Below are 18,811 nucleotides of genomic sequence, written 5' to 3' on the forward strand. Positions count from 1 at the left end.
GATGACCCGGAGCGCGCATGTCCCTTCCCTCCCCGCTGTTCGACCATCTCCGCCTGCCGGTCGTCGGCTCGCCCCTGTTCATCGTATCCGGCCCGGAACTGGTCATCGCGCAGTGCAAGGCGGGCGTGGTCGGCAGTTTTCCGGCGCTCAACGCCCGCCCGCAGAGCCAGCTCGACGAATGGCTGCACCGGATCACCGAGGAACTGGCCGCGCATAACCGCGCCCATCCGGAGCGCCCGGCCGCGCCCTATGCGGTCAACCAGATCGTGCACAAGACCAACGACCGGCTGGAGGACGACCTGCAGACCTGCGCCAAGTGGAAGGTGCCGCTCACGATCACGTCGCTGGGCGCGCGCGAGGAGCTGAACGCGGCGGTGCACGGCTGGGGCGGCATCGTCATGCACGACGTGATCGACGACCGCTTCGCCCACAAGGCGATCGAAAAGGGCGCCGACGGGTTGATCCCGGTCGCGGCGGGCGCGGGCGGCCATGCCGGAACGCTCTCCCCGTTCGCGCTGATGCAGGAAATCCGGGCCTGGTTCGACGGGCCGGTCGCGCTGTCGGGATCGATCGCGCATGGCCGCGCAGTGCTCGCCGCGCAGGCGATGGGGGCGGACTTCGCCTATATAGGATCGGCCTTCATCGCCACCGACGAGGCCAATGCCGATCCGGGCTACAAGGACAATATCGTCGCGGCGCACGCGTCCGACATCGTCTATTCCAACCTGTTCACCGGCGTGCACGGCAATTATCTGCGCCAGTCGGTCGTGGCGGCCGGGCTCGACCCCGACGATCTGCCCGAAAGCGATCCGAGCAAGATGAATTTCGGTTCGGGCGGCAACAGCAAGGCCAAGGCGTGGAAGGATATCTGGGGTTCCGGCCAGGGCGTGGGCGCGGTCGAGAGCCGGGGCAGCGTAGCGCAACTGGTCGATCGCATCGAATCCGAATATCGCGCAGCCAAGCAATCGCTCGACGCGGCCTATCGCGCTTGAGAAACTTTGCGGGCTGCTGCACATTATGAATAGGGGCTACGGCGAAGGCTGCGGGAGGATTTTCGAGTGATCAGGAAACACATGCTGGCGGCGTTGCTGCTGGCAACCACGCTGAGCGGTTGCGGCGATGCGCCGGCGATGAAGGCCGAGGAGACCAAGGACGATAGCGACATGACCGCGCTCGGCCCGGTTCCGACCGAGGCCGCCCAGCAGGAGGTTCACGTGCAGCAGGCCAGGCTCTTGGCCTGTACCGCGCGCCAGAAACATTATCAGAATCTGGGCGTCTGGCTTTCGGGCGGCGTAAAGCCGATCGTCGACAAGGCGAGTTGGGATGCGATGAGCGAGGATGCCCGCGACGAAATGTTCGAAGTCGCCGCCTGCCTCACCGCCAGCGGCAAGAAAGGCGTGCAGGAAGTCACCATCGGCGCCCAGGGCTTCGACGCCCCCGTCGTCACCCGCATGGTCCCCAACCAGCGTGACTGGCCGCAGCCGCAATGATCGATTGCTGAGTGGGCTTGACCTTGCCTTCTCCCGCCCGCAATTTGTTCGTCATGCCAGCGAAAGCCGGCATCTCGGGCGTTCTCGCAATCCGGCCCGAGACCCAGTTTTCGCTGGGGTGACGAGAAAAAGAAATTGATTTGATCCGGGGCACAGTTGCCTGCCCCTGCGAAAGCGGGGGATGAGGGCGGGTGGCGCGTGAGCGCCAGCGATGGCGCGGCGCTCGATGCTGGCCTGAAGACGATTTCTGGGTCAGCCATCGGGACTACGAATTGCTGCTGAAACTGCAACTGTAACTCCCCTCCCGCTTGCGGGAGGGGCCGGGGGTGGGCGCGAGCGAAGCGGGCACCGGATTGTCGATCGCTGAACCCGGCATCGAGCCGGGCTCAGCGACACCCACCCCAACCCCTCCCGCGAGCGGGAGGGGAGAAAATAAGCTCGCCCTTCTGGTTCGGGATCAGATCCGCACCTGGCTGCCCAATTCCACCACGCGGTTGGTCGGCAGGCGGAAGAATTCCATCGCCGTCGCGGCATTGCGCAGCATCCAGCTGAACAGCTTCTCGCGCCATACCGCCATCGCCGGCTTCTCGGATGGCAGCAGCGTCTGGCGCGAGAGGAAGAAGCTGGTCTGCATCATGTCGAACTGGCCGCCGCATTGGTCGATCGACAACAGCGCGAGCGGGACATTGGTCTCCTGCATGAAGCCGTAATGCAGCAGCAGGCGCCAGAACCCGTCGCCCAGATCGGTAAGATTGTACCGTTCGGATTCATCGACGAACGGCACGTCCTGGATTTCCACCGTCAGGATCACCACCCGCTCGTGCAGCACCTTGTTGTGCTTGATATTGTGGAGCAGCGCCGACGGCACGCCGCGGGTGCTCGAGGCCATGAAGATGGCGGTGCCGGGCACGCGCGTGGCGCTGCTCTTGGCCGATTTGGTGAAGATCTCGATCGGCAGCGCGACCTCCATCATCCGCTCGCGCATCAGCTTGCGGCCCTTGGACCAGGTGGTCAGCAGCGTGAAGGCGAACGCGCCGACCAGCAGCGGGAACCAGCCGCCATCGGGGATCTTGGTCGTGTTGGCGGCGAAATAGGCGCCGTCGACCACGAAGAAGACGCCCACGAGCGGCACCACCCACCACAGCTTCCAGCGCCATACGCCCACAAGGAGCACGGCGAGCAGACAGGTGTCGATCAGCATCGCGCCGGTCACCGCGATGCCGTAAGCCGAGGCGAGATTGGAGCTGTTGCGGAAGGTGACGACCAGGAGCAGCACCGCGATCATCAGAATCCAGTTGATGATCGGGATGTAGATCTGCCCCTGTTCGGACACGCTGGTATGCTGGGTCGAGAGGCGCGGCACGAAGCCGAGCTGGATCGCCTGATGGGTGACCGAGAAGGCACCCGAAATGACCGCCTGGCTGGCGATGAACGTCGCCATGGTGGCGAGGATCACCATCGGCAGGCGTAGCATGTCGGGCGCGAGGAGGAAGAACGGATTCTCCACCGCCTGCTGCGCCGCCGCGCCGTCCAGCGCGTCGATCATCGCGCCCTGACCGAAATAGTTGATCAGCAGCGCGGGCATGACGAAGCCGAACCAGCTGAGCCGGAGCGCGCCTTTGCCGAAATGGCCCATGTCCGCGTAGAGCGCCTCGGACCCCGTCACCGCCAGCACGACCGAACCGAGCGCCAGGAAGGCGGTCCATTTGTCGACCATGAAGAACTGCAGCGCGTAATAGGGGTTGATCGCGTAGAGGATCACCGGATTGTGGACGATCTGGATCATGCCCAGCACGGCGAGCACGATGAAATAGACGATCATCACCGGCGCGAACAGCGCGCCGACCTTGGTCGTCCCGCTCTTCTGGATCATGAACAGCATGATCAGGAGCACCACCGCGATCGGCACGACCAGCGGTTCCATGCCCGCTTGCACCACCGCCAGTCCCTCGACCGCGGACAGCACCGAAATCGCGGGCGTGATCATCGAATCGCCGTAGAACAGGGCGGTGGCGAACACGCCCAGGATCACGATCAGCGATCCGCGCTTGGCCGAATTCACCTGCCGCATGAGGAGTGCGAGCAGGGCCAGCGTGCCGCCCTGCCCCTTGTTGTCCGCGCGCATCAGGATGACGACATATTTGACCGCCACCACCAGCACCATCGACCACAGGATCAGGCTGACCACGCCGAACACGTGAATGCGGTCGATCGCCAGCGGGTGCGGGCCGACGAATGTCTCGCGGAACGCGTAGATCGGGCTGGTGCCGATATCGCCGAACACGATGCCGACCGCGCTGAATGCGAGCTTGGCCTTGGCACTGGGCCCATCGCGGCGCGAATGGGCGCTGACCATCTGCGCGTCGTCAGACATATTGGTTACAGCCGATCATGGTTGAAATTGCCCCGCGGCCCATAACAGGCTTGCCCTAACGCTGTGAACTTCATCGCGCCGAGTTTGGCGCCGAAGCGGCGCGATTAGCATGCCCCATGCCCCCGCGCAATCACGCCCTAACGCCCGCCATCCGGCGCCTCGCCTTGCTGCGACATCATGCGCTCGGCCTCCATCGCGCTGCTCAGCATGGCCCCCAGCGCATTGGCCTGCGTGGCGACCTTGCCACGCCAGTCGCCCGCGCGGTAATCGCCGCTGATGAGGCTCGACCACAGGGTCAGCGCTGCCTCCGGCTGGCCATCGCGCAGCGCGGCGAGGCCGGTGAAATAAACCGGCCCCGGATGGCGCGGATCGATCGACCGGGCGCGGTCGAACGCCAGCTTGGCGGCGGGCGGCAGCGCGCCGTCCGCCGCCATCATCAGCTGCAGGCCGATCGCGGTCCACAGATCGGCGTCGCGCGGGTTTGCGCGCACCCCGCCGCGCAGGATCTGCACCGCCGCCTGATAATCGCCGCGCCGGGCATAGCCGTCGGCCGGCAGGAGATAGCGCTTGGCGGGCGAGAAATTGCGGTCCATCCCGACGCGCAGATCGATCAGCGAGGCGGTCACCTCTGCGCGCGCCTGCTCGGGCTGCGCCGACGCGCCGGGGAGCCCGGGCCGTCCCTGCCACTGATAGCCGGCAAAGGCCAGGATCAGCGCCGCGCCGACGAACTCGAACGCCGGCCGCTTCATGCCGCCGAGCAGCCAGAGGCCCGCGAAGACGATGACGGCAAGACCGACCATGAACAGCCAGCCGATCATCGTTTGAAGCGCCCTTTGGCCAGCCACAGCCCGAAGGCGATCACCAGAATCGGCGCGAACCAGAGCGGCCAGGTCAGCGGGGTCATCGGCGGATCGAAGGTGATGTAATCGCCGTAGCGGGCGATGAAATAGTCCCGGATGCTGTCCGCCGATTGCCCGGCCGCGATCCGCGTGCGCACTTCGCTGCGCATCGCGCCGGCGATCGGCGCGTCGCTATCGGCGATCGACTGGCTCTGGCACTGGACGCAGCGAATTTCGCCCATCAGCGCGCGCGCCTCGGCTTCTTTCGCGGCGTCGGGCAGCTGGTTGTTGGCATAGGGCGCATCGACGCCGCCATCGGCCTGCGCCGCCAGCGGAAGCGCGGGCGTGAACAACAGCATCAGCGCCATCAAAGGGCTCAGCCGCCTCACCCCGCCGCCTTCCACGCCTGGATGAGACCCGGCACGTCGTCCGCGCGGATGTCGCCGATATGCTGGAGCAGGATCGTGCCGTCCGCGCGGACCAGATAGGTTTCGGGCACCCCGGTCGCACCGAACAGCACCTGCAGCCGGCCATCTCTGTCCGCGCCGATCCGCTGAAACGGATCGCCGTAGTCGGACAGGAATTGCGCCACATTCGCCGGCTCGTCGCGCAGCGCGATGCCGTCGATCGGCACGCCCGCCCTGGCCAGCGCGTCCAGGTGCGGCGCCTCGGCGCGGCATGGAATGCACCAGCTGCCGAAGAAATTGACGAGCCGCGGCTGGCCTGCGGAAAGATCGGTGCTGGCCAGCCCCGGCTTGCCGTCCACCGCAGGCGGCAGATCGAAGGCGGGCACCGGCTGGCCGATCAGCCGCGAGCGTACGAAATCGTCGCGCTCGCGGTTCATGCCCCACAGCACCAGCATCAGCAGAAAGCCGAACACCACGAGCGGCAGCCACAGAACCCACGGGCGGCTCATGCGAAGCCCTCATGCTGAATCTTCGGGAAATGCGCGCGAAAGCCGCGCCACATCCGGCCGAGCAGCGCCAGCGCGCCGCCCAGCGCGATGAGCACGCCGCCGAGCCAGATCAGCGACACGAACGGCTTCCACCATAATCTGAGCTGCCAGCGCCCCCGATCGTCCTGCGCGCCGAGCGTGGCATAAAGCTGCCCGTTCCAGCGGCTCAGCAGCGCCGCCTCGTTGGTCTGCATCTCGGGCGAGGAATAACTGCGCGACTGCGGGCGCAGGATCCACGCGGCATCGCGCTTCTCGGCCAGCACGCGCGCCTCGATCGCGGTCCAGTTCGGGCCCGCCACCGGATCGAGCCCGAGCAGCTGCACGGTCCAGCCGCCGACCTCGAGCTCATCGCCATAGCGCACCGCCGCGAGTCGCTCCTGCGTGAAGCCGGATTCGGACGCCATGCCCGCCGCGGCCACCGCGACACCGAGATGCGCGAGCACCATGCCGTAAACCGGCAGCGGCGTGCGCAGCAGATTGCGGCCCCACAGCGGCACCACGCTGGCGATGGCGAGCCCGGCCGCGAACACCAGCCCGAGCAGCGGCAGGATTCCCGCGCCCGGCGCCAGGATCAGCAGCAGCACCAGCGCGACCACGCTCGCGCCCGCGGGCAGTACCAGTTTCCTGGGCAAACTGCCTGAGCCGTCGCGCCGCCAGCGCAGCAGCGGCCCGGCGGCGAGGAAGATCATCAGCGCCAGCGCCACCGGCACCGTCGTCTTGTCGAAATAGGGCGGACCGACCGAAAGCTGCTCGCCCAGCAACCCCTCCGCGATCAGCGGATAGAGCGTGCCGATGAGCACGATCGCGAGGATCGCGGACAGCAGGATATTGTTGGCGACCAGCCCGCCCTCGCGGCTGAACAGGTGAAACGGCGCGCCCTGGCGCACATGGCCGATGCGCGTGGCGAAAAGAATGAGCGCGCCGCCGATGTAGAGCGCGAGCAGCGCCAGGATGAAGGTGCCGCGCTCCGGATCGACGGCAAAGGCGTGGACGCTGGTCAAGATGCCCGAGCGCACCAGAAACGTGCCGATCATCGACATCGCAAAGGCGGTGAGCGCCAGCATGATCGTCCAGGCGCGCAGCGCATCGCGCGCGGCGAGCACCGAAACCGAATGCAAGAGCGCCGTCGCCGCGAGCCAAGGCATCAACGAAGCATTCTCGACCGGGTCCCAAAACCACCAGCCACCCCAGCCCAGCTCGTAATAGGCCCAGTAACTTCCTGCGGTGATGCCCAGCGTCAGGAAGATCCAGCTCATCAGCACCCACGGGCGCATCGCGCGGGCGAAACCGGGGCCGGCCTTGCCGGTCAGCATCGCGCCGACGGCAAAGGAAAAGGCCACCGACAGCCCGACATAGCCGATGTAGAGCGTGGGCGGGTGGAAGGCGAGGCCGGGGTCCTGCAGCAGCGGGTTCAGCCCCTGCCCCGTCGGCGCGGCCGGATCGAGCCGCGCGAACGGGTTCGAGGAGAATAGCAAAAAGGCGTAGAAGCCGAGTGCGATCACGCCCTGCGCGCCGAGCGTGGCGGCGAAGCTGCGGGCATCGAGCTTGCGCTCCAGCAGCGCGATCGCCCCGCCGACCAGCGACAATATGGTGACCCAGAGCAGCATCGAGCCTTCATGATTGCCCCAGGCGCCCGCCACCTTGTACAGCATCGGCTTGTCGATATGGCTGTTCATGGCCACCAGCAGCACCGACAGATCGGTGCGCGCGAACAGCCACAGCAGCATGGCGAAGGCGGTGAGACACAGCAGGCCCTGCGCCACCGCGAAGCCGCGCAGCGCCTGCGTCAATGGCGCGAGCCGGTCCCCCAGCCCGCCGAACCCGGCAACGGTCTGCAGCAGCGCCAGCGCCGCGGCGAGCCACAGGGCGGCAAGGCCGGCCTCGGCGATCATGCGGCGATTTGGCGAGAGGGGATTTTGAATTCTCCCTTCTCCCGCCCGCGCGGAAGAAGGATGCGCAGTCTTGCTCCGCGAGGAGCTAGACGAAGTTGGATGAGGGTGGGTGGCGCGCCAGCGTCAGCGATGGCGCAGCGCTGCTGGGCGCCCTCACCGGGGTCCCTACAAAGTAATACTTTGCGGGGATGACCCTCACCGCTGCGACTAAGCCGCCGCTGCGCGCCGACTAAGTCCCGCTCCTCTCCCGCAAGCGGGAGAGGGAGGCTGTCCTCTTGGCGGCGCTTCCGATCATCTGACAAGCGTCTGGCTCTCGCTGATCACCGCCGCCTTGTCGATATTGCCGAGCTCGCGCGGCACATAATTCTCGTCATGCTTGGCCAGCAGATTGTCGGCGACGAACGTGCCGCCCGCGTCCATCCGGCCGGTCGCCACGACGCCCGAGCCCTCGGTGAACAGGTCCGGCACGATCCCGCGATAAGTGACCGGGACCGTCGCCTCGCCATCGGACACGGTGAAAGCTGTGGTCACGCCGTCCGGGCCATGTTTCACCGAGCCGGGCATGACGAGACCACCGAGCCGGATCGCCTGGCCCGGCGGTACGTCCGCCTTCACCAGCGCGGCGGGTTGGTAGAAATAGGCGGCCTGGTCACGCAGCCCGAGCATCGCTAGCAACGCCGCGCCGATCAGCGCGACGACCGCGACGACGACGAGCGTCAGGCGCTGGTGCTTGGCTTTCATGCGCGTTCGACATCCCAATATAAAACAACGTCATCCCGAACTTGATCCGGGATCCAGAGCGATATGGCACTGCCGCTGGGCCCTGGATCCCGGATCAAGTCCGGGATGACGATCTTTTGAAAAGGAAAAACGGCGCTGGCCATCACCTCCTCCCCAACGCCTCGACCTGCTTCTCCGCCTTGCGCATCGCGCCATAGCTCGCGACCAGCAGCCCGGCCATGCCGAGCAGCACCGCGCCATAGGCCAGGATCACATAGCCCCACTGGCTCATGCCGCCGCCAGTCGCTGCAGCCGCGCCTCGACGCGGATGTCGGCGAGCGCGGCGCGCATCCGCATCAGCACGATCGCGCCGAACAGCAGCGAAAAGCCGATGACGCTGATCAACAGCGGCCACAGGAACGCGCCGTCGATGCTCGATCCGGCCAGCGTGATGCTCGGCGGCTGGTGCACCGTCTGCCACCACACGACCGACCGGTTGATGATCGGAATATTGACCGCACCGACGATGCCGAAGATCGCGGCGATACGGCTGGTCTGCCCGCGCTCGCTGCTCGCGCTGACCAGCGCGATATAGCCGATATAGAGGAAGAACAGCACCAGCATCGAGGTCAGCCGCCCGTCCCACACCCACCATGTGCCCCAGGCGGGGCGGCCCCAGATCGATCCGGACAGCAGACATAGCGCCGCGAACACCGCACCGGGCATCGCCGACGCGCGCGCGGCGATGCCCGCCAGCGGATGCCGCCAGACCAGCTGCACGATGCTGGCGACGGCGATCGCCGCCCAGCCGCCCATGCCGAGCCAGGCGGTGGGCACATGGATGTAGAGGATGCGCACGGTGTCGCCCATCAGCCGGTCGGCGGGCGCCACCGCAAGCCCCCAGACGCAGGCGCCGAGCGTCAGCGCCAGCCCGATCCAGAACAGGATCGCGGTCAGCGGCCTGGCCAGCTTGAGAAAACGGGTAGGGTTGGCGAAACGGTGCATGATTTGGCGTTAGAATAGGCGCTTTTCTCGTCGATGGAAGGGCGGAGGGGGGTAGAAGTCCCTTTGTTCAATATCGTGCTCCTGCGCAGGCAGGAGCCCATCGGGCGCCCTCTCCTGCTGGGCTCCTGCTTTCGCAGGAGCACACCGAATTTGGTGTTCAAGGCTATCCGAATCTACCGCCCGATCAATTCCCGTGCCATGCGATCGGCAACGTTCGCCGAGGGCACGCCTTCCGCCTCGCTGCGCCGCCAGATCGCCTCGAGCCTGCCGGGGATGTTGTCGATCCGCGCATTGACCTCTTCGGCCGAGCTTTCGCCGAGATATTCCAGCCCGATATTGATGACGCCGCCCGCGTTGATCACATAATCGGGTGCGTAGAGGATGCCGCGATCGAACAGCCGCTGCGCGTCGTCGGGCCGGGCGAGCTGGTTGTTCGCGCCGCCCGCGACCACGGCCACGTTGAGATTGGCGATCGACACCTCGTCGAGGATCGCGCCCAGCGCGTTGGGGCTGAACACGTCCGCCTCCACGCGCATGATGTCCGACAGGCTGGCCTGCACCGCGCCGGTTTCGGCGGCGAGTTCGGCAGCCTTGTCCCGGTCGATATCGGCGATGGTGAGCTTCGCTCCGTCCGCCGCGAGCAGCCGCGCGAGGCCCCCGCCGACGCTGCCGACGCCCTGAATCGCGACGCGCACGCCGTCCATCGACGAGCGGCCGAGTTTGTGGCGCACCGCGGCGCGCACGCCCAGATAGATGCCGCGCGCGGTGAACGGTCCGGGATCGCCGCCCGCCTCGCTCGCGTCGCTTTGCGGCAGGCCGGAGACATAGTTCGTCTGCCGCGCCACCTGCACCATGTCTGCGGTGGTGATGCCGACGTCCTCGGCCGTGACATAGCGCCCGCCGAGCGCATCGATCGCCTGTCCATAGGCGCTAAGCATCGCCGGCGTCTTCGCGCGCGCCTCGCCCGCCAGGATCACGCCCTTGCCCCCGCCGAGCGGCAGTCCCGCCATCGCGTTCTTGTAACTCATGCCCCGCGACAGCCGCAGCACGTCGGTCAGCGCATCGTTCTTGTCCACATAATGCCAAAACCGCGTACCCCCAGTCCCAGGCCCGAGATGCGTCGAATGGACCGCGATGATCGCCGACAGGCCGGAGCCGATGTCATGGGCGTAATGCACCGTTTCGTGCGCGTCGTAATCGGGATGGGACCAGAGCGATGGCATCGGCGACGTCCTGTCAGTCGTGGAAATTTACGGTCTTGGCGGCGCAATAATGATACCGGCGCCATTTGTCACCGCATAACGGTGGGAACGCCTGCAGACCTATCCGAGAGCGAAAAATGGGGCGATCGACGGGTCTTGAACCCGCGACCTCCGGTACCACAAACCGGCGCTCTAACCAACTGAGCTACGATCGCCATGGACAGTCATGCTGCCGCGAGGGCGCTGTGTAAGACCGCGCGCGGCGGAGCGCAAGGCCGTTGCCGAGCAAGGGGCCGTCGCGCTACCGCTTGACGCATGACGACGAAAGCAAAGCGAGTGACCAATGGCGCGCTATAGGCCCGGCCCCGGCATGCTGGTGGCCGCGGCCTTCATCGGCCCGGGCACCGTCACCGCCTGTTCGGTGGCCGGGGTCGGCTTCGGCATGACACTGCTCTGGGCGCTGGTGTTCGCCGGGATCGCCACGATCATCCTGCAATATACCGCCGCGCGGATCGCGGTGCTGCGCGGTCAGGGGCTGGCCGAGGCGATGGTCGGCAGCATTGCCGCTCGCCCCGCCAAGATTGCGCTGGCGGTGTTGATCGTCATCGCGCTTGCCCTCGGCAACGCCGCCTATGAAAGCGGCAATATCGGCGGCGCGGCGCTGGGTCTTAGCGCGCTGGGATGGGACGCGGCGCCTCGGCCCGCCTTGCTGATCGGTCTCGTCGCCGCGTCGCTCCTTGCCCTCGGCAATGTCCGCTGGCTGATGCGGCTGCTGCTCGGGCTCGTCATGCTGATGAGCGTCGCCTTTCTCATCGCCTGCATCGCGGTGCGGCCCGATCTCGGCGAGCTCGCGCGCGGGCTGATCCCGAGCATCCCGGATCAAGGCCTGTTCACCGCCATCGCGCTGATCGGCACCACCATTGTGCCCTATAATCTGTTCCTCCACGCCGCCGCGGCGCGCGAACGCTGGAGCCCACAGGAAAATCCGGCCGAGATGCGGCTGGAAACCATCGTCTCGATCGGCATCGGCGCGCTGGTCTCGATCGCGATTCTGGTGACGGCGGCGGCGAGCGGGGTTGGCGGCGATATCTCCAACGCCGCCGATATCGCGCGGCAGGTCGAGCCGGTCTACGGCCCCCTCGCCCGCTATGCCATCGGCCTCGGCCTGTTCGGCGCGGGGCTGACCTCCGCCGTCACCGCGCCGATGGCGACCGGCTACATCCTGTCCGAACTGTGGCCCGGCGGCGATCCGAGGCGTATCGTCTTCCGCATCACCGCCACGCTGATCGTGTTGATCGGCACCGTGGTGGCGGCCACCGGCACCGATCTCGTCGGAATCATCCTCGTCGCGCAGGTGGCCAACGGGCTGCTGCTGCCGCTGGTCGCGGGCGTGCTCGTCTGGATGGCGCACCGCTCGCCCGATACCGGCAGAGCGCTCGCCTGGAGCGCGGCCCTCGTCTGGCTGATCTGCCTGCTGCTGGGAACCCGGCTGGTGCTCCGCGCGCTGGGGGTGTGGCCATGACCAGCAGCATCGATCTCAACGCGGACCTCGGCGAAATGCCCGAGTCGCAGGACCGCGACATCGCGATCCTCGATGTCGTCAGCAGTTGCAACATCGCGTGCGGTGGCCATGCCGGTGATGCGGCCAGCATGGCGGTGATGCTGGAAGCGGCCAAGACGCGCGGCGTCGCGACAGGCGCGCATCCGAGCTATCCGGATCGCGAAAATTTCGGACGGCGCTCGCTCGCTATCGACGGGCAAGCGCTCGCCGACAGCCTGCGCGAGCAGATCGAGGCATTCGCGGATGCAGCACGCGCAGCGGGATGCGCCGTCCACCACGTCAAGCCGCATGGCGCGCTGTACAACGATATGGCCGACGACCCGGTACTCGCCCGATTGGTGGCGCGAACGTCGGCAGAGGCGCTGCCCGGCACGCCGCTGGTCGGGCTCGCCGAATCCGCGGTCGACACCGCGGCACGCAATGCCGGCCTGCCCTTCATCGCCGAGGCCTTTGTCGATCGGGCCTACACCAGCACCGCTCGGCTGGTGCCCCGCAGCGAGAAGGGCGCGGTGATTTCCGAACTGTCGGCGCGCGCCGCCCAGGCGCTCGCTCTGGCCACCGGCAAGCCCATCCGTGCATCGGATGGTAGCGAACTGCACTTGAGTGCCGCAACGCTCTGCTTGCACAGCGACAGCGATGCCGCGCTCCAAAGCGCCGCCGCGATCCGCGCAGCTTTGGAAGGCGCCGGTCTGACGATCCGTACCGCCACGCCGCGATGACCGATGGCAAGGCCGCGATCTACGTTGCCGATGACTGGCTGAGCATGACCGTGCGGGACAGGGAACGGCGGCTCGCGGGTGCCGAACATCTGCTCCACCAGCCGGACTGGGAGGAGGTGGTGCCCGGCCTCGACAGCCTGGCGGTGCGCTTCGATCCCGAACGCACCGATCCGGACACCGCGCGGCTGCTGTTCGTGCGCCAACTGGACGGGGTTGCCAAATCCGGCGCGTCGGAGATGCGCGAGCAGATCATAGCCGTCTGCTACGACGCGGAATTCGCGCCCGATGCGGCGATGGTGGCGCAGAAGCTCGGCATCGAGTTATCCGCCCTGCCCGCCTGGCACGGCGCGCAGACATGGACGGTCGACATGCTCGGCTTCCAGCCCGGCTTCGCCTATTGCCGCGCAGAAGGGGATATTCCGGATATTGCCAGACTGGACCAACCGCGCCAGTCTGTGCCCGCCGGATCGGTCGGCTTGCTCGGCGGCCTGTGCGGGCTCTATCCGTTCGAGGGGCCGGGCGGCTGGCCATTGATTGGACGCACTCCCGTTCTGCTGTTCGACGCCCGGCGCGATCCGCCAAACCTGCTCGGCGCGGGCACGCGCGTGCGATTCGAGGCGATCGATCGCGCGCGCTTCGACTCCCTGACCGCCGCCTGATGGGATTCATTCACATATTGAATGGCGGACTGCAGACCAGCCTGCAGGGTCGCCCGATCGCCGGGAAACGTCACCTTGCGCTGCCTGGCGCCGGGCCAGCCGATCCGTTGTCGCTCGCGCTCGCCAATTGGTGCGTGGGCAACGCACCGGACGCGCCGGGGCTGGAGATCACGCTGTCTGCGGCCAGCTTTCGCTTTAATGTCTCCGCCAAAATCGCGATTTGCGGCGCGGCGACCAGCGCCGATATCGACGCCCGGGCGGTTGCTACCCAGCGCAGCCATTATCTTCCCGCTGGCGCGGCATTACACGTTCACGTCGCCAGACAGGGCGTGCGAAGCTATCTCACCGTCGCCGGCGGGTTCGAGACGACCGAATTGCTTGGTGGAACCTCTTCCTACCTCCCGGCCAGGATCGGCGGCGCGATCCTTCGCGCAGGCAGCGCGATAGCCTTTTCCGGCGGAAACGACGCGGAGGAACGCCGCGTGCCCGAAGCCTATCGCCTGACCATGACTGGCGAGATCGGTCTCCATGCCGTGGCGGGTCCGGAGTTCGAAAGGCTGGCGGACCACGCCCGGCATGCCCTGTTCGACGAACCGTTCCTTGTCGGCAACCGCGCCAACCGCATCGGCTGCGAGTTGGCCGGACCGGAGATGATGGCGCAGCCGGGCGGCATCGCCAGCGCGGCGGTGTTTCCGGGCAGCGTGCAGGCGCCGCCATCGGGAAAGCCCTATCTGCTGGGCGTCGACGCGCAGACCACGGGCGGCTATCCGCGCATCGCGCAGGTGATCCGCGCCGACCGGCACAGCATCGGCCAGTTGCGGCCCGGCATGCGCGTACGTTTTCTGAGAACCGATCCGCAGCGCGCACGCGAAATCCTGCGCCGGAAGCTCCTGCTCTGGCGCGCGCTGATGCCGGAACTGCGGTTATAGAAACCCGTCATTGCGAGCCGCAGGCGAAGCAACCCAGGGCCATTGCAGCGCTGCTGTGCCCTGGATTGCTTCGTCGCCTGACGGCTCCTCGCAATGACGTCGGTGGTGGAGTTGAACCCCGGCCGCCGCTTATTTCTTGAGGCTGAGCCCGCCGAAACGCTTGTTGAAGCGCGCCACTTGGCCGCCCTGATCGAGCAGGCGCTGGTTGCCGCCGGTCCAGGCCGGGTGCGAGGTGGGATCGATGTCCAGCTGCAACGTGTCACCCTCGGCGCCCCAGGTCGAGCGCGTCTCGTAGGTCGAGCCGTCGGTCATCTGGACCTTGATCATGTGGTAATCGGGATGGATATCTTTTTTCATGTGCTCATGGCTCCGATTGCGGGCCGATTTCCGAACGGCCACGGGAGGAAAGCGCGGGCCTTAACGGGGCGCCGCCGATTGTGCAAGCCGGGTACGGCGCATTCGCGTTCGTTCAGGCGGCGGCGGGCGGATCGGCGATCATCGCAGTGAAGCTGGCTTCCGCCGCCAGCTGCTCGCCGATCATCGCTTTGCCTTCGAACCGGCACACGCGCGGGCGCTTTTGCAGAAAGGAAACATTGAGTTCGAGCAAACAGCCCGGCTCCACCGGCGCGCGAAACTTGGCCTGCTCGATCGCCATGAAATAGACCAGCTTGCTGGAACCGACCAGATCGAAGCTTTCCATCGCGAGCACGCCGGCGGCCTGCGCCAGCGCCTCGACGATCATCACGCCCGGCATGATCGGACGGCCGGGGAAATGCCCCTGGAAGAAACCCTCGTTCATCGTGACGGCCTTCACCGCCTTGATCGAGAAGTCCTTTTCCAGCTCCACCACCCGGTCGACCAGCAGCATGGGATAGCGGTGCGGAAGCACCGCCATCACTTTGCGGACATCGTAAGCCAGCGGATCGGGCATATTCAGGCGCTTCAACGACTCTCGGGCTGCGGCGGCGTCGAAGGCGCGGGCGGCTGTCCCTGCTGTACGGCCTGGCGCTCGCGCTGCGCGCGCGGCACCCAGCCGGCCGGCGGCACGATCTGCGCATTCGGAATCAAGCGATTCAACTCCGCGGTGACTTCGTCGGTCAGGTCATAGCTATCGTCACCGTCGATTACCGCGCCCGCACCGAGCAGAAGCGTCACCTTGGCGCGGCTGCGCGCGGCATCGACCGCGGCTTTCAACTGGTCGCCGATCTGCTCGTTCACATAGGCTTCCGAGAGCGCGACCGGTTGCAATATCTGCTGCAGTTTGCCTTCGCCCTCGTTCTGGATCTGCTGAATCTGAGTGTATAGCGTACGCAACTGGTTTTCATCTGGCGTGGCCGCGGCGCGGGCGGCGTTGAACTGATCCGCCAACGGCTGCAAGCGGGCGGCATCGGCCTGACGCGCGGCCTGGGCCTGCTGAATTTGCGCGGCATAGGTCGTCTGGCGCTGCTGCACGGCATTGACATAGGCACTGGACTGACGCGCGGCGGCCTCAAGATCGGCATAAGCGACGCCTTTGATCTGCTGCGCGGCGACAGGCGCGGCGAGCGAAACGGTGGCAGTGGTCGCCGCGAGAGCCAGCGACGCGGCTTTGACAAAATGTTTCATCAGAATTGGGTTCCTACGTTGAACGAGAAGGTCTTGGTATCGTCGCCCTCCTGCTTCAGCAGCGCGGTCGCGAGATCGATGCGCAGCGGGCCGAAGGGTGAATTCCAGTTGACGCCGATGCCGACGGATACGCGCGGGCTGGCGCTGTCGCCGACGAAGCGTTCCTGGAAGGGTGAGGCGACAGGAGTAGCGTTGGTACCGCTCGGACAGGTCTGCCCCATGCCGGCGATAAGCTTGGCCGGATCGGTAGCGGTCGCCGGAACCGTACAGGCAATGTTGATATCGTCGAATTGAGCGAACAGACGCTTCGTATCACCCGGCAAGATCGTGTCGGTGATGGGCGCGGTGATATCGAACACCGAACCGGCATCGAGGAAGATCGACGGCCGCAACCCCAGTTCCTTGACGCCGGCCCCCAAGGGAATCTCGAGCTCGAGGCGGCCGAGATAATAGGCCCGGCCACCGATGGCGCTGTCCTGAATGCTGTCGCGGTCGGTCGGGAACAGGGGATTGCCGTTATCGTCCCGCACGATGTCGCCCGCAGCGTTAGTCGAACTACAGGCTCTGGGCTCGGCGCCGTCCGCCTGCATGCACAAAACAGAGGCGCGCTGAACGCGCGGACCGACGCCGCGAATGTCGAAACCGCGAATTTGCGGCTCGCCGAGGAAGAAGCGGTCGGTCAGACGAACATCGTCGACACCCTGCGATTCCAGACCGCGATTTTCGAGCGGGTAGATATAGCCGCCCTCGGCCGTGGCGGAGAAGATAAAGCCGTCGAACAGGTTCCAGTATTTTCCTCCCTCCACTTTGGTGCGCAGGAATTTCACATCGCCCCCAAGGCCGGCGAAATCCTGCGTCAGCGTGACATATTGACCGCGCGTTGGACGATAGCGACTGTCGCGCGCGTCATAGTTCAGCGAATAGCTGATCTGCGAGGTGACGCGGCTGCCCTCGGCATCGCACAGATAGCGGTTGATCTTGGCCGGATCGCACTCGAAATCGCCATCGCCGTCCAAGTCGCTCCGAAAACGATCGTCCACGGTGACATCATCATTGGCAATATAATAGCGGATGGAACCGTAAAGATATTCGTTGATCGGCACGCCGACGCCGACTTGCGCACCGGTCGAGATCTGGCTGTAGTTGGTCGTCCGGTCATTGCCCGAACCGAAGAAGAAATTGCTGTAGTCCTTGCGAAAGATATCGCCGCTGATCGCGATGTTGCGATCGAACAGATAGGGCTCCGTGAAGCCGAGCTGGACCGATTTGTTGTAGCTCGAGTAGCTCGCGCTGGCACGCAGGGTCTGGCCCTTGCCGCGAAAATTGCGCTGCTGGATCGATCCGGAGAAGATGAAATTCTCAATGCTCGAAAAACCCGCCGAGAGGGTCAGCTCGCCGGTCGATTTTTCCTCGACATTGGTCGACAGGATGATCTTGTCCGGCGCGCTGCCCTGACGCTGCTCGATCTCCAGATCGTCCTGAAAATAGCCGAGCGACTTGATCCGGTTGGCCGAGCGCTGAACCTGGAAGCTGTTGAACGCATCCCCCTCCGACAGGCGGAATTCGCGGCGCACGACCTTGTCCTCGGTGATGCGGTTGCCGTTGATCTCCACCTCTTCGACATAGGTCCGGTCCGAATCGGCGACTAGAAAGGTCACGCCCATGGTATGGGTTTCGCGATCCGGCTCGAAATTCGGACGCACATCGGCAAAGGCATAGCCGAACAGACCGGCGGTTTCGGTCAGGCCTTCGACGGTGTCCTCGACCAGCTTGGCGTTGTACCAGTCGCCCTGCTTTACCTGCAAATTCCTGGTCAGCGCGGTGCCGTCGAAATCGCGGATTTCGCTCTCGACCTTTACATCGCCGAATTTGTAGCGTTCGCCTTCTTCCACCACATAGGTGATAATGAAATCTTCCTTGTCCGGCGTCAGCTCGGCCACGGCGGAGACCACGCGAAAATCGGCATAGCCTTCGGTCAGATAGAACTGACGCAGTTTCTGCTGATCATAGGCCAGGCGATCGGGGTCGTAACTGGTGTTGGACGAGAAGAAGCGGAAGATGCGCGACTGTTTGGTCGCCATTTCGCTGCGCAGTTCGCTGTCCGAAAATTCCTCGTTGCCGATGATGTTGATCGCGCGGACCTTGGACTTAGGCCCCTCGGTGATCTCGAACACGATATCGACGCGGTTCTGGTCGAGTTGCACCGCCTTGGGTTCCACGCTCGCGGCGAAGCGACCCTGTCGCTTGTACAGCTCGATGATGCGCGCGACGTCGGCGCGGACCTTGGAACGGGTATAGATCTGGCGCGGCGCCAACTTGATCTCCGGCGCGATCTTGTCGCTCTTCAGACGCTTGTTACCCTCGATCAAAATACGGTTGATCACCGGGTTCTCGACCACCGTAATCAGCACTGCGCCATTGTCGTTGCGGATGCTGTAATCGGCGAACAGCTCGGTCTCGGCCAGGTCGCGCAGCGCCTGATCGGCGGCTTCTGGCGTGTAGAGCTGGCCGGGGCGCAGCTTGATGTAGGTTAGCACCGTCTGCGGTTCGAGCCGCTGCGTGCCCGCTACCGCGATCGTGCGGATGATGTCCTGGCCAGGGCGCGTCGCGTCGGTCTGGAGGCTCTGCGTGACGGCGCCGCCCGCGGGCTGCTGGGCGGGGGGCTGGTCTGCGGGAGGCTGGCCCGCCTGATCCTGCGCCAAGGCGGGCATCGCCATGCCCGACAAAATGGTTCCGCCGAGCAATGCCGCCGCGAAACGCGTGCGGCAATTGGTGCGAAGACGTGCTGTCACCTGGGTCAATCCCGTTCCCTCACCGGCTTTTGCCGGACTCTTGACTGCCGGCGCGGGCCGGCTCCTGTA

Annotated in this window: 20 protein-coding genes and 1 tRNA gene; 6 read left to right on the forward strand and 15 right to left on the reverse strand. The window is 65.8% G+C overall.

What is annotated here, in order from left to right; translation table 11 throughout:
* Positions 1-17 precede the first annotated feature (17 nt).
* Positions 18-992: an NAD(P)H-dependent flavin oxidoreductase gene (locus ACOQPC_RS11870; RefSeq protein WP_420605936.1), complete on the forward strand. Its 975-nt coding sequence runs from the start codon at positions 18-20 to the stop codon at positions 990-992.
* A gap of 66 nt (positions 993-1,058) precedes the next feature.
* The gene (locus ACOQPC_RS11875; RefSeq protein WP_420605937.1) at positions 1,059-1,490 is read left to right on the forward strand and encodes a hypothetical protein; all 432 of its coding nucleotides are present in this window, start codon (positions 1,059-1,061) and stop codon (positions 1,488-1,490) included.
* A 457-nt stretch (positions 1,491-1,947) separates the two neighbouring features.
* Here the strand turns inward: ACOQPC_RS11875 and ACOQPC_RS11880 are convergent, their stop codons facing one another.
* The 11 genes from ACOQPC_RS11880 to ACOQPC_RS11930 form a co-directional block, all read right to left on the reverse strand.
* A complete protein-coding gene (locus ACOQPC_RS11880; RefSeq protein ID WP_420605938.1) occupies positions 1,948-3,864 on the reverse strand; it encodes a potassium transporter Kup in 1,917 nt (638 codons plus the stop codon).
* Positions 3,865-4,001: 137 nt separating this feature from the next.
* Entirely contained in the window at positions 4,002-4,682 is a 681-nt protein-coding gene (locus tag ACOQPC_RS11885; protein ID WP_420605939.1) for a tetratricopeptide repeat protein, read from the reverse strand.
* Positions 4,679-5,092, reverse strand: coding sequence for a cytochrome c-type biogenesis protein (locus tag ACOQPC_RS11890; protein ID WP_420605940.1), 414 nt, complete (start codon positions 5,090-5,092; stop codon positions 4,679-4,681). The genes ACOQPC_RS11885 and ACOQPC_RS11890 overlap by 4 nt, the downstream gene beginning before the upstream one ends.
* Positions 5,089-5,619, reverse strand: a complete 531-nt coding sequence (locus ACOQPC_RS11895) for a DsbE family thiol:disulfide interchange protein (protein ID WP_420605941.1) — start codon at positions 5,617-5,619, stop codon at positions 5,089-5,091. The genes ACOQPC_RS11890 and ACOQPC_RS11895 overlap by 4 nt, the downstream gene beginning before the upstream one ends.
* On the reverse strand, positions 5,616-7,550 hold the full coding sequence (locus tag ACOQPC_RS11900) for a heme lyase CcmF/NrfE family subunit (protein WP_420605942.1): 1,935 nt from the start codon (positions 7,548-7,550) through the stop codon (positions 5,616-5,618). Before ACOQPC_RS11900 ends, ACOQPC_RS11895 begins: the two co-directional genes overlap by 4 nt.
* 291 nt (positions 7,551-7,841) lie before the next feature.
* Positions 7,842-8,291: a cytochrome c maturation protein CcmE gene (ccmE, locus tag ACOQPC_RS11905; protein WP_420605943.1), complete on the reverse strand. Its 450-nt coding sequence runs from the start codon at positions 8,289-8,291 to the stop codon at positions 7,842-7,844.
* Positions 8,288-8,434, reverse strand: coding sequence for a hypothetical protein (locus ACOQPC_RS11910; protein ID WP_420605944.1), 147 nt, complete (start codon positions 8,432-8,434; stop codon positions 8,288-8,290). Before ACOQPC_RS11910 ends, ccmE begins: the two co-directional genes overlap by 4 nt.
* The gene (gene ccmD / locus ACOQPC_RS11915) at positions 8,434-8,562 is read right to left on the reverse strand and encodes a heme exporter protein CcmD (protein WP_420605945.1); all 129 of its coding nucleotides are present in this window, start codon (positions 8,560-8,562) and stop codon (positions 8,434-8,436) included. Before ccmD ends, ACOQPC_RS11910 begins: the two co-directional genes overlap by 1 nt.
* Positions 8,559-9,275, reverse strand: coding sequence for a heme ABC transporter permease CcmC (ccmC, locus tag ACOQPC_RS11920; RefSeq protein ID WP_420605946.1), 717 nt, complete (start codon positions 9,273-9,275; stop codon positions 8,559-8,561). Before ccmC ends, ccmD begins: the two co-directional genes overlap by 4 nt.
* A 173-nt stretch (positions 9,276-9,448) precedes the next feature.
* On the reverse strand, positions 9,449-10,498 hold the full coding sequence (locus ACOQPC_RS11925) for a Glu/Leu/Phe/Val family dehydrogenase (protein WP_420605947.1): 1,050 nt from the start codon (positions 10,496-10,498) through the stop codon (positions 9,449-9,451).
* Between the two features lie 117 nt (positions 10,499-10,615).
* Positions 10,616-10,692: transfer RNA gene (locus ACOQPC_RS11930), tRNA-His, on the reverse strand.
* Positions 10,693-10,820: 128 nt separating this feature from the next.
* Between ACOQPC_RS11930 and ACOQPC_RS11935 the strand changes: the two genes are divergently transcribed.
* From ACOQPC_RS11935 to ACOQPC_RS11950, 4 genes are read left to right on the forward strand one after another with little or no spacing between them, the layout of a single operon-like run.
* Complete coding sequence (locus ACOQPC_RS11935; RefSeq protein WP_420605948.1) at positions 10,821-11,999, forward strand: NRAMP family divalent metal transporter; 1,179 nt, start codon at positions 10,821-10,823, stop codon at positions 11,997-11,999.
* Complete coding sequence (gene pxpA, locus ACOQPC_RS11940) at positions 11,996-12,757, forward strand: 5-oxoprolinase subunit PxpA (RefSeq protein WP_420605949.1); 762 nt, start codon at positions 11,996-11,998, stop codon at positions 12,755-12,757. Before ACOQPC_RS11935 ends, pxpA begins: the two co-directional genes overlap by 4 nt.
* Positions 12,754-13,416, forward strand: coding sequence for a 5-oxoprolinase subunit B family protein (locus ACOQPC_RS11945; protein ID WP_420605950.1), 663 nt, complete (start codon positions 12,754-12,756; stop codon positions 13,414-13,416). Before pxpA ends, ACOQPC_RS11945 begins: the two co-directional genes overlap by 4 nt.
* Positions 13,416-14,345, forward strand: coding sequence for a biotin-dependent carboxyltransferase family protein (locus ACOQPC_RS11950; RefSeq protein ID WP_420605951.1), 930 nt, complete (start codon positions 13,416-13,418; stop codon positions 14,343-14,345). The genes ACOQPC_RS11945 and ACOQPC_RS11950 overlap by 1 nt, the downstream gene beginning before the upstream one ends.
* Before the next feature lie 129 nt (positions 14,346-14,474).
* On the opposite strand, the gene rpmE is transcribed toward ACOQPC_RS11950, so the two are convergent.
* From rpmE to bamA, 4 genes are all read right to left on the reverse strand, one after another.
* On the reverse strand, positions 14,475-14,702 hold the full coding sequence (gene rpmE / locus ACOQPC_RS11955) for a 50S ribosomal protein L31 (RefSeq protein ID WP_420605952.1): 228 nt from the start codon (positions 14,700-14,702) through the stop codon (positions 14,475-14,477).
* Between the two features lie 112 nt (positions 14,703-14,814).
* Positions 14,815-15,276 (reverse strand): 3-hydroxyacyl-ACP dehydratase FabZ, encoded by a 462-nt coding sequence (gene fabZ, locus ACOQPC_RS11960; protein ID WP_420605953.1) that lies wholly within the window; start codon positions 15,274-15,276, stop codon positions 14,815-14,817.
* 11 nt (positions 15,277-15,287) lie between these two features.
* Positions 15,288-15,950, reverse strand: coding sequence for an OmpH family outer membrane protein (locus ACOQPC_RS11965; RefSeq protein WP_420605954.1), 663 nt, complete (start codon positions 15,948-15,950; stop codon positions 15,288-15,290).
* Entirely contained in the window at positions 15,950-18,742 is a 2,793-nt protein-coding gene (bamA, locus tag ACOQPC_RS11970; protein WP_420608133.1) for an outer membrane protein assembly factor BamA, read from the reverse strand. Before bamA ends, ACOQPC_RS11965 begins: the two co-directional genes overlap by 1 nt.
* Positions 18,743-18,811 lie beyond the last annotated feature (69 nt).

This window comes from Novosphingopyxis sp. (genome assembly GCF_965218915.1).
Taxonomy (GTDB): Bacteria; Pseudomonadota; Alphaproteobacteria; order Sphingomonadales; family Sphingomonadaceae; genus Novosphingopyxis.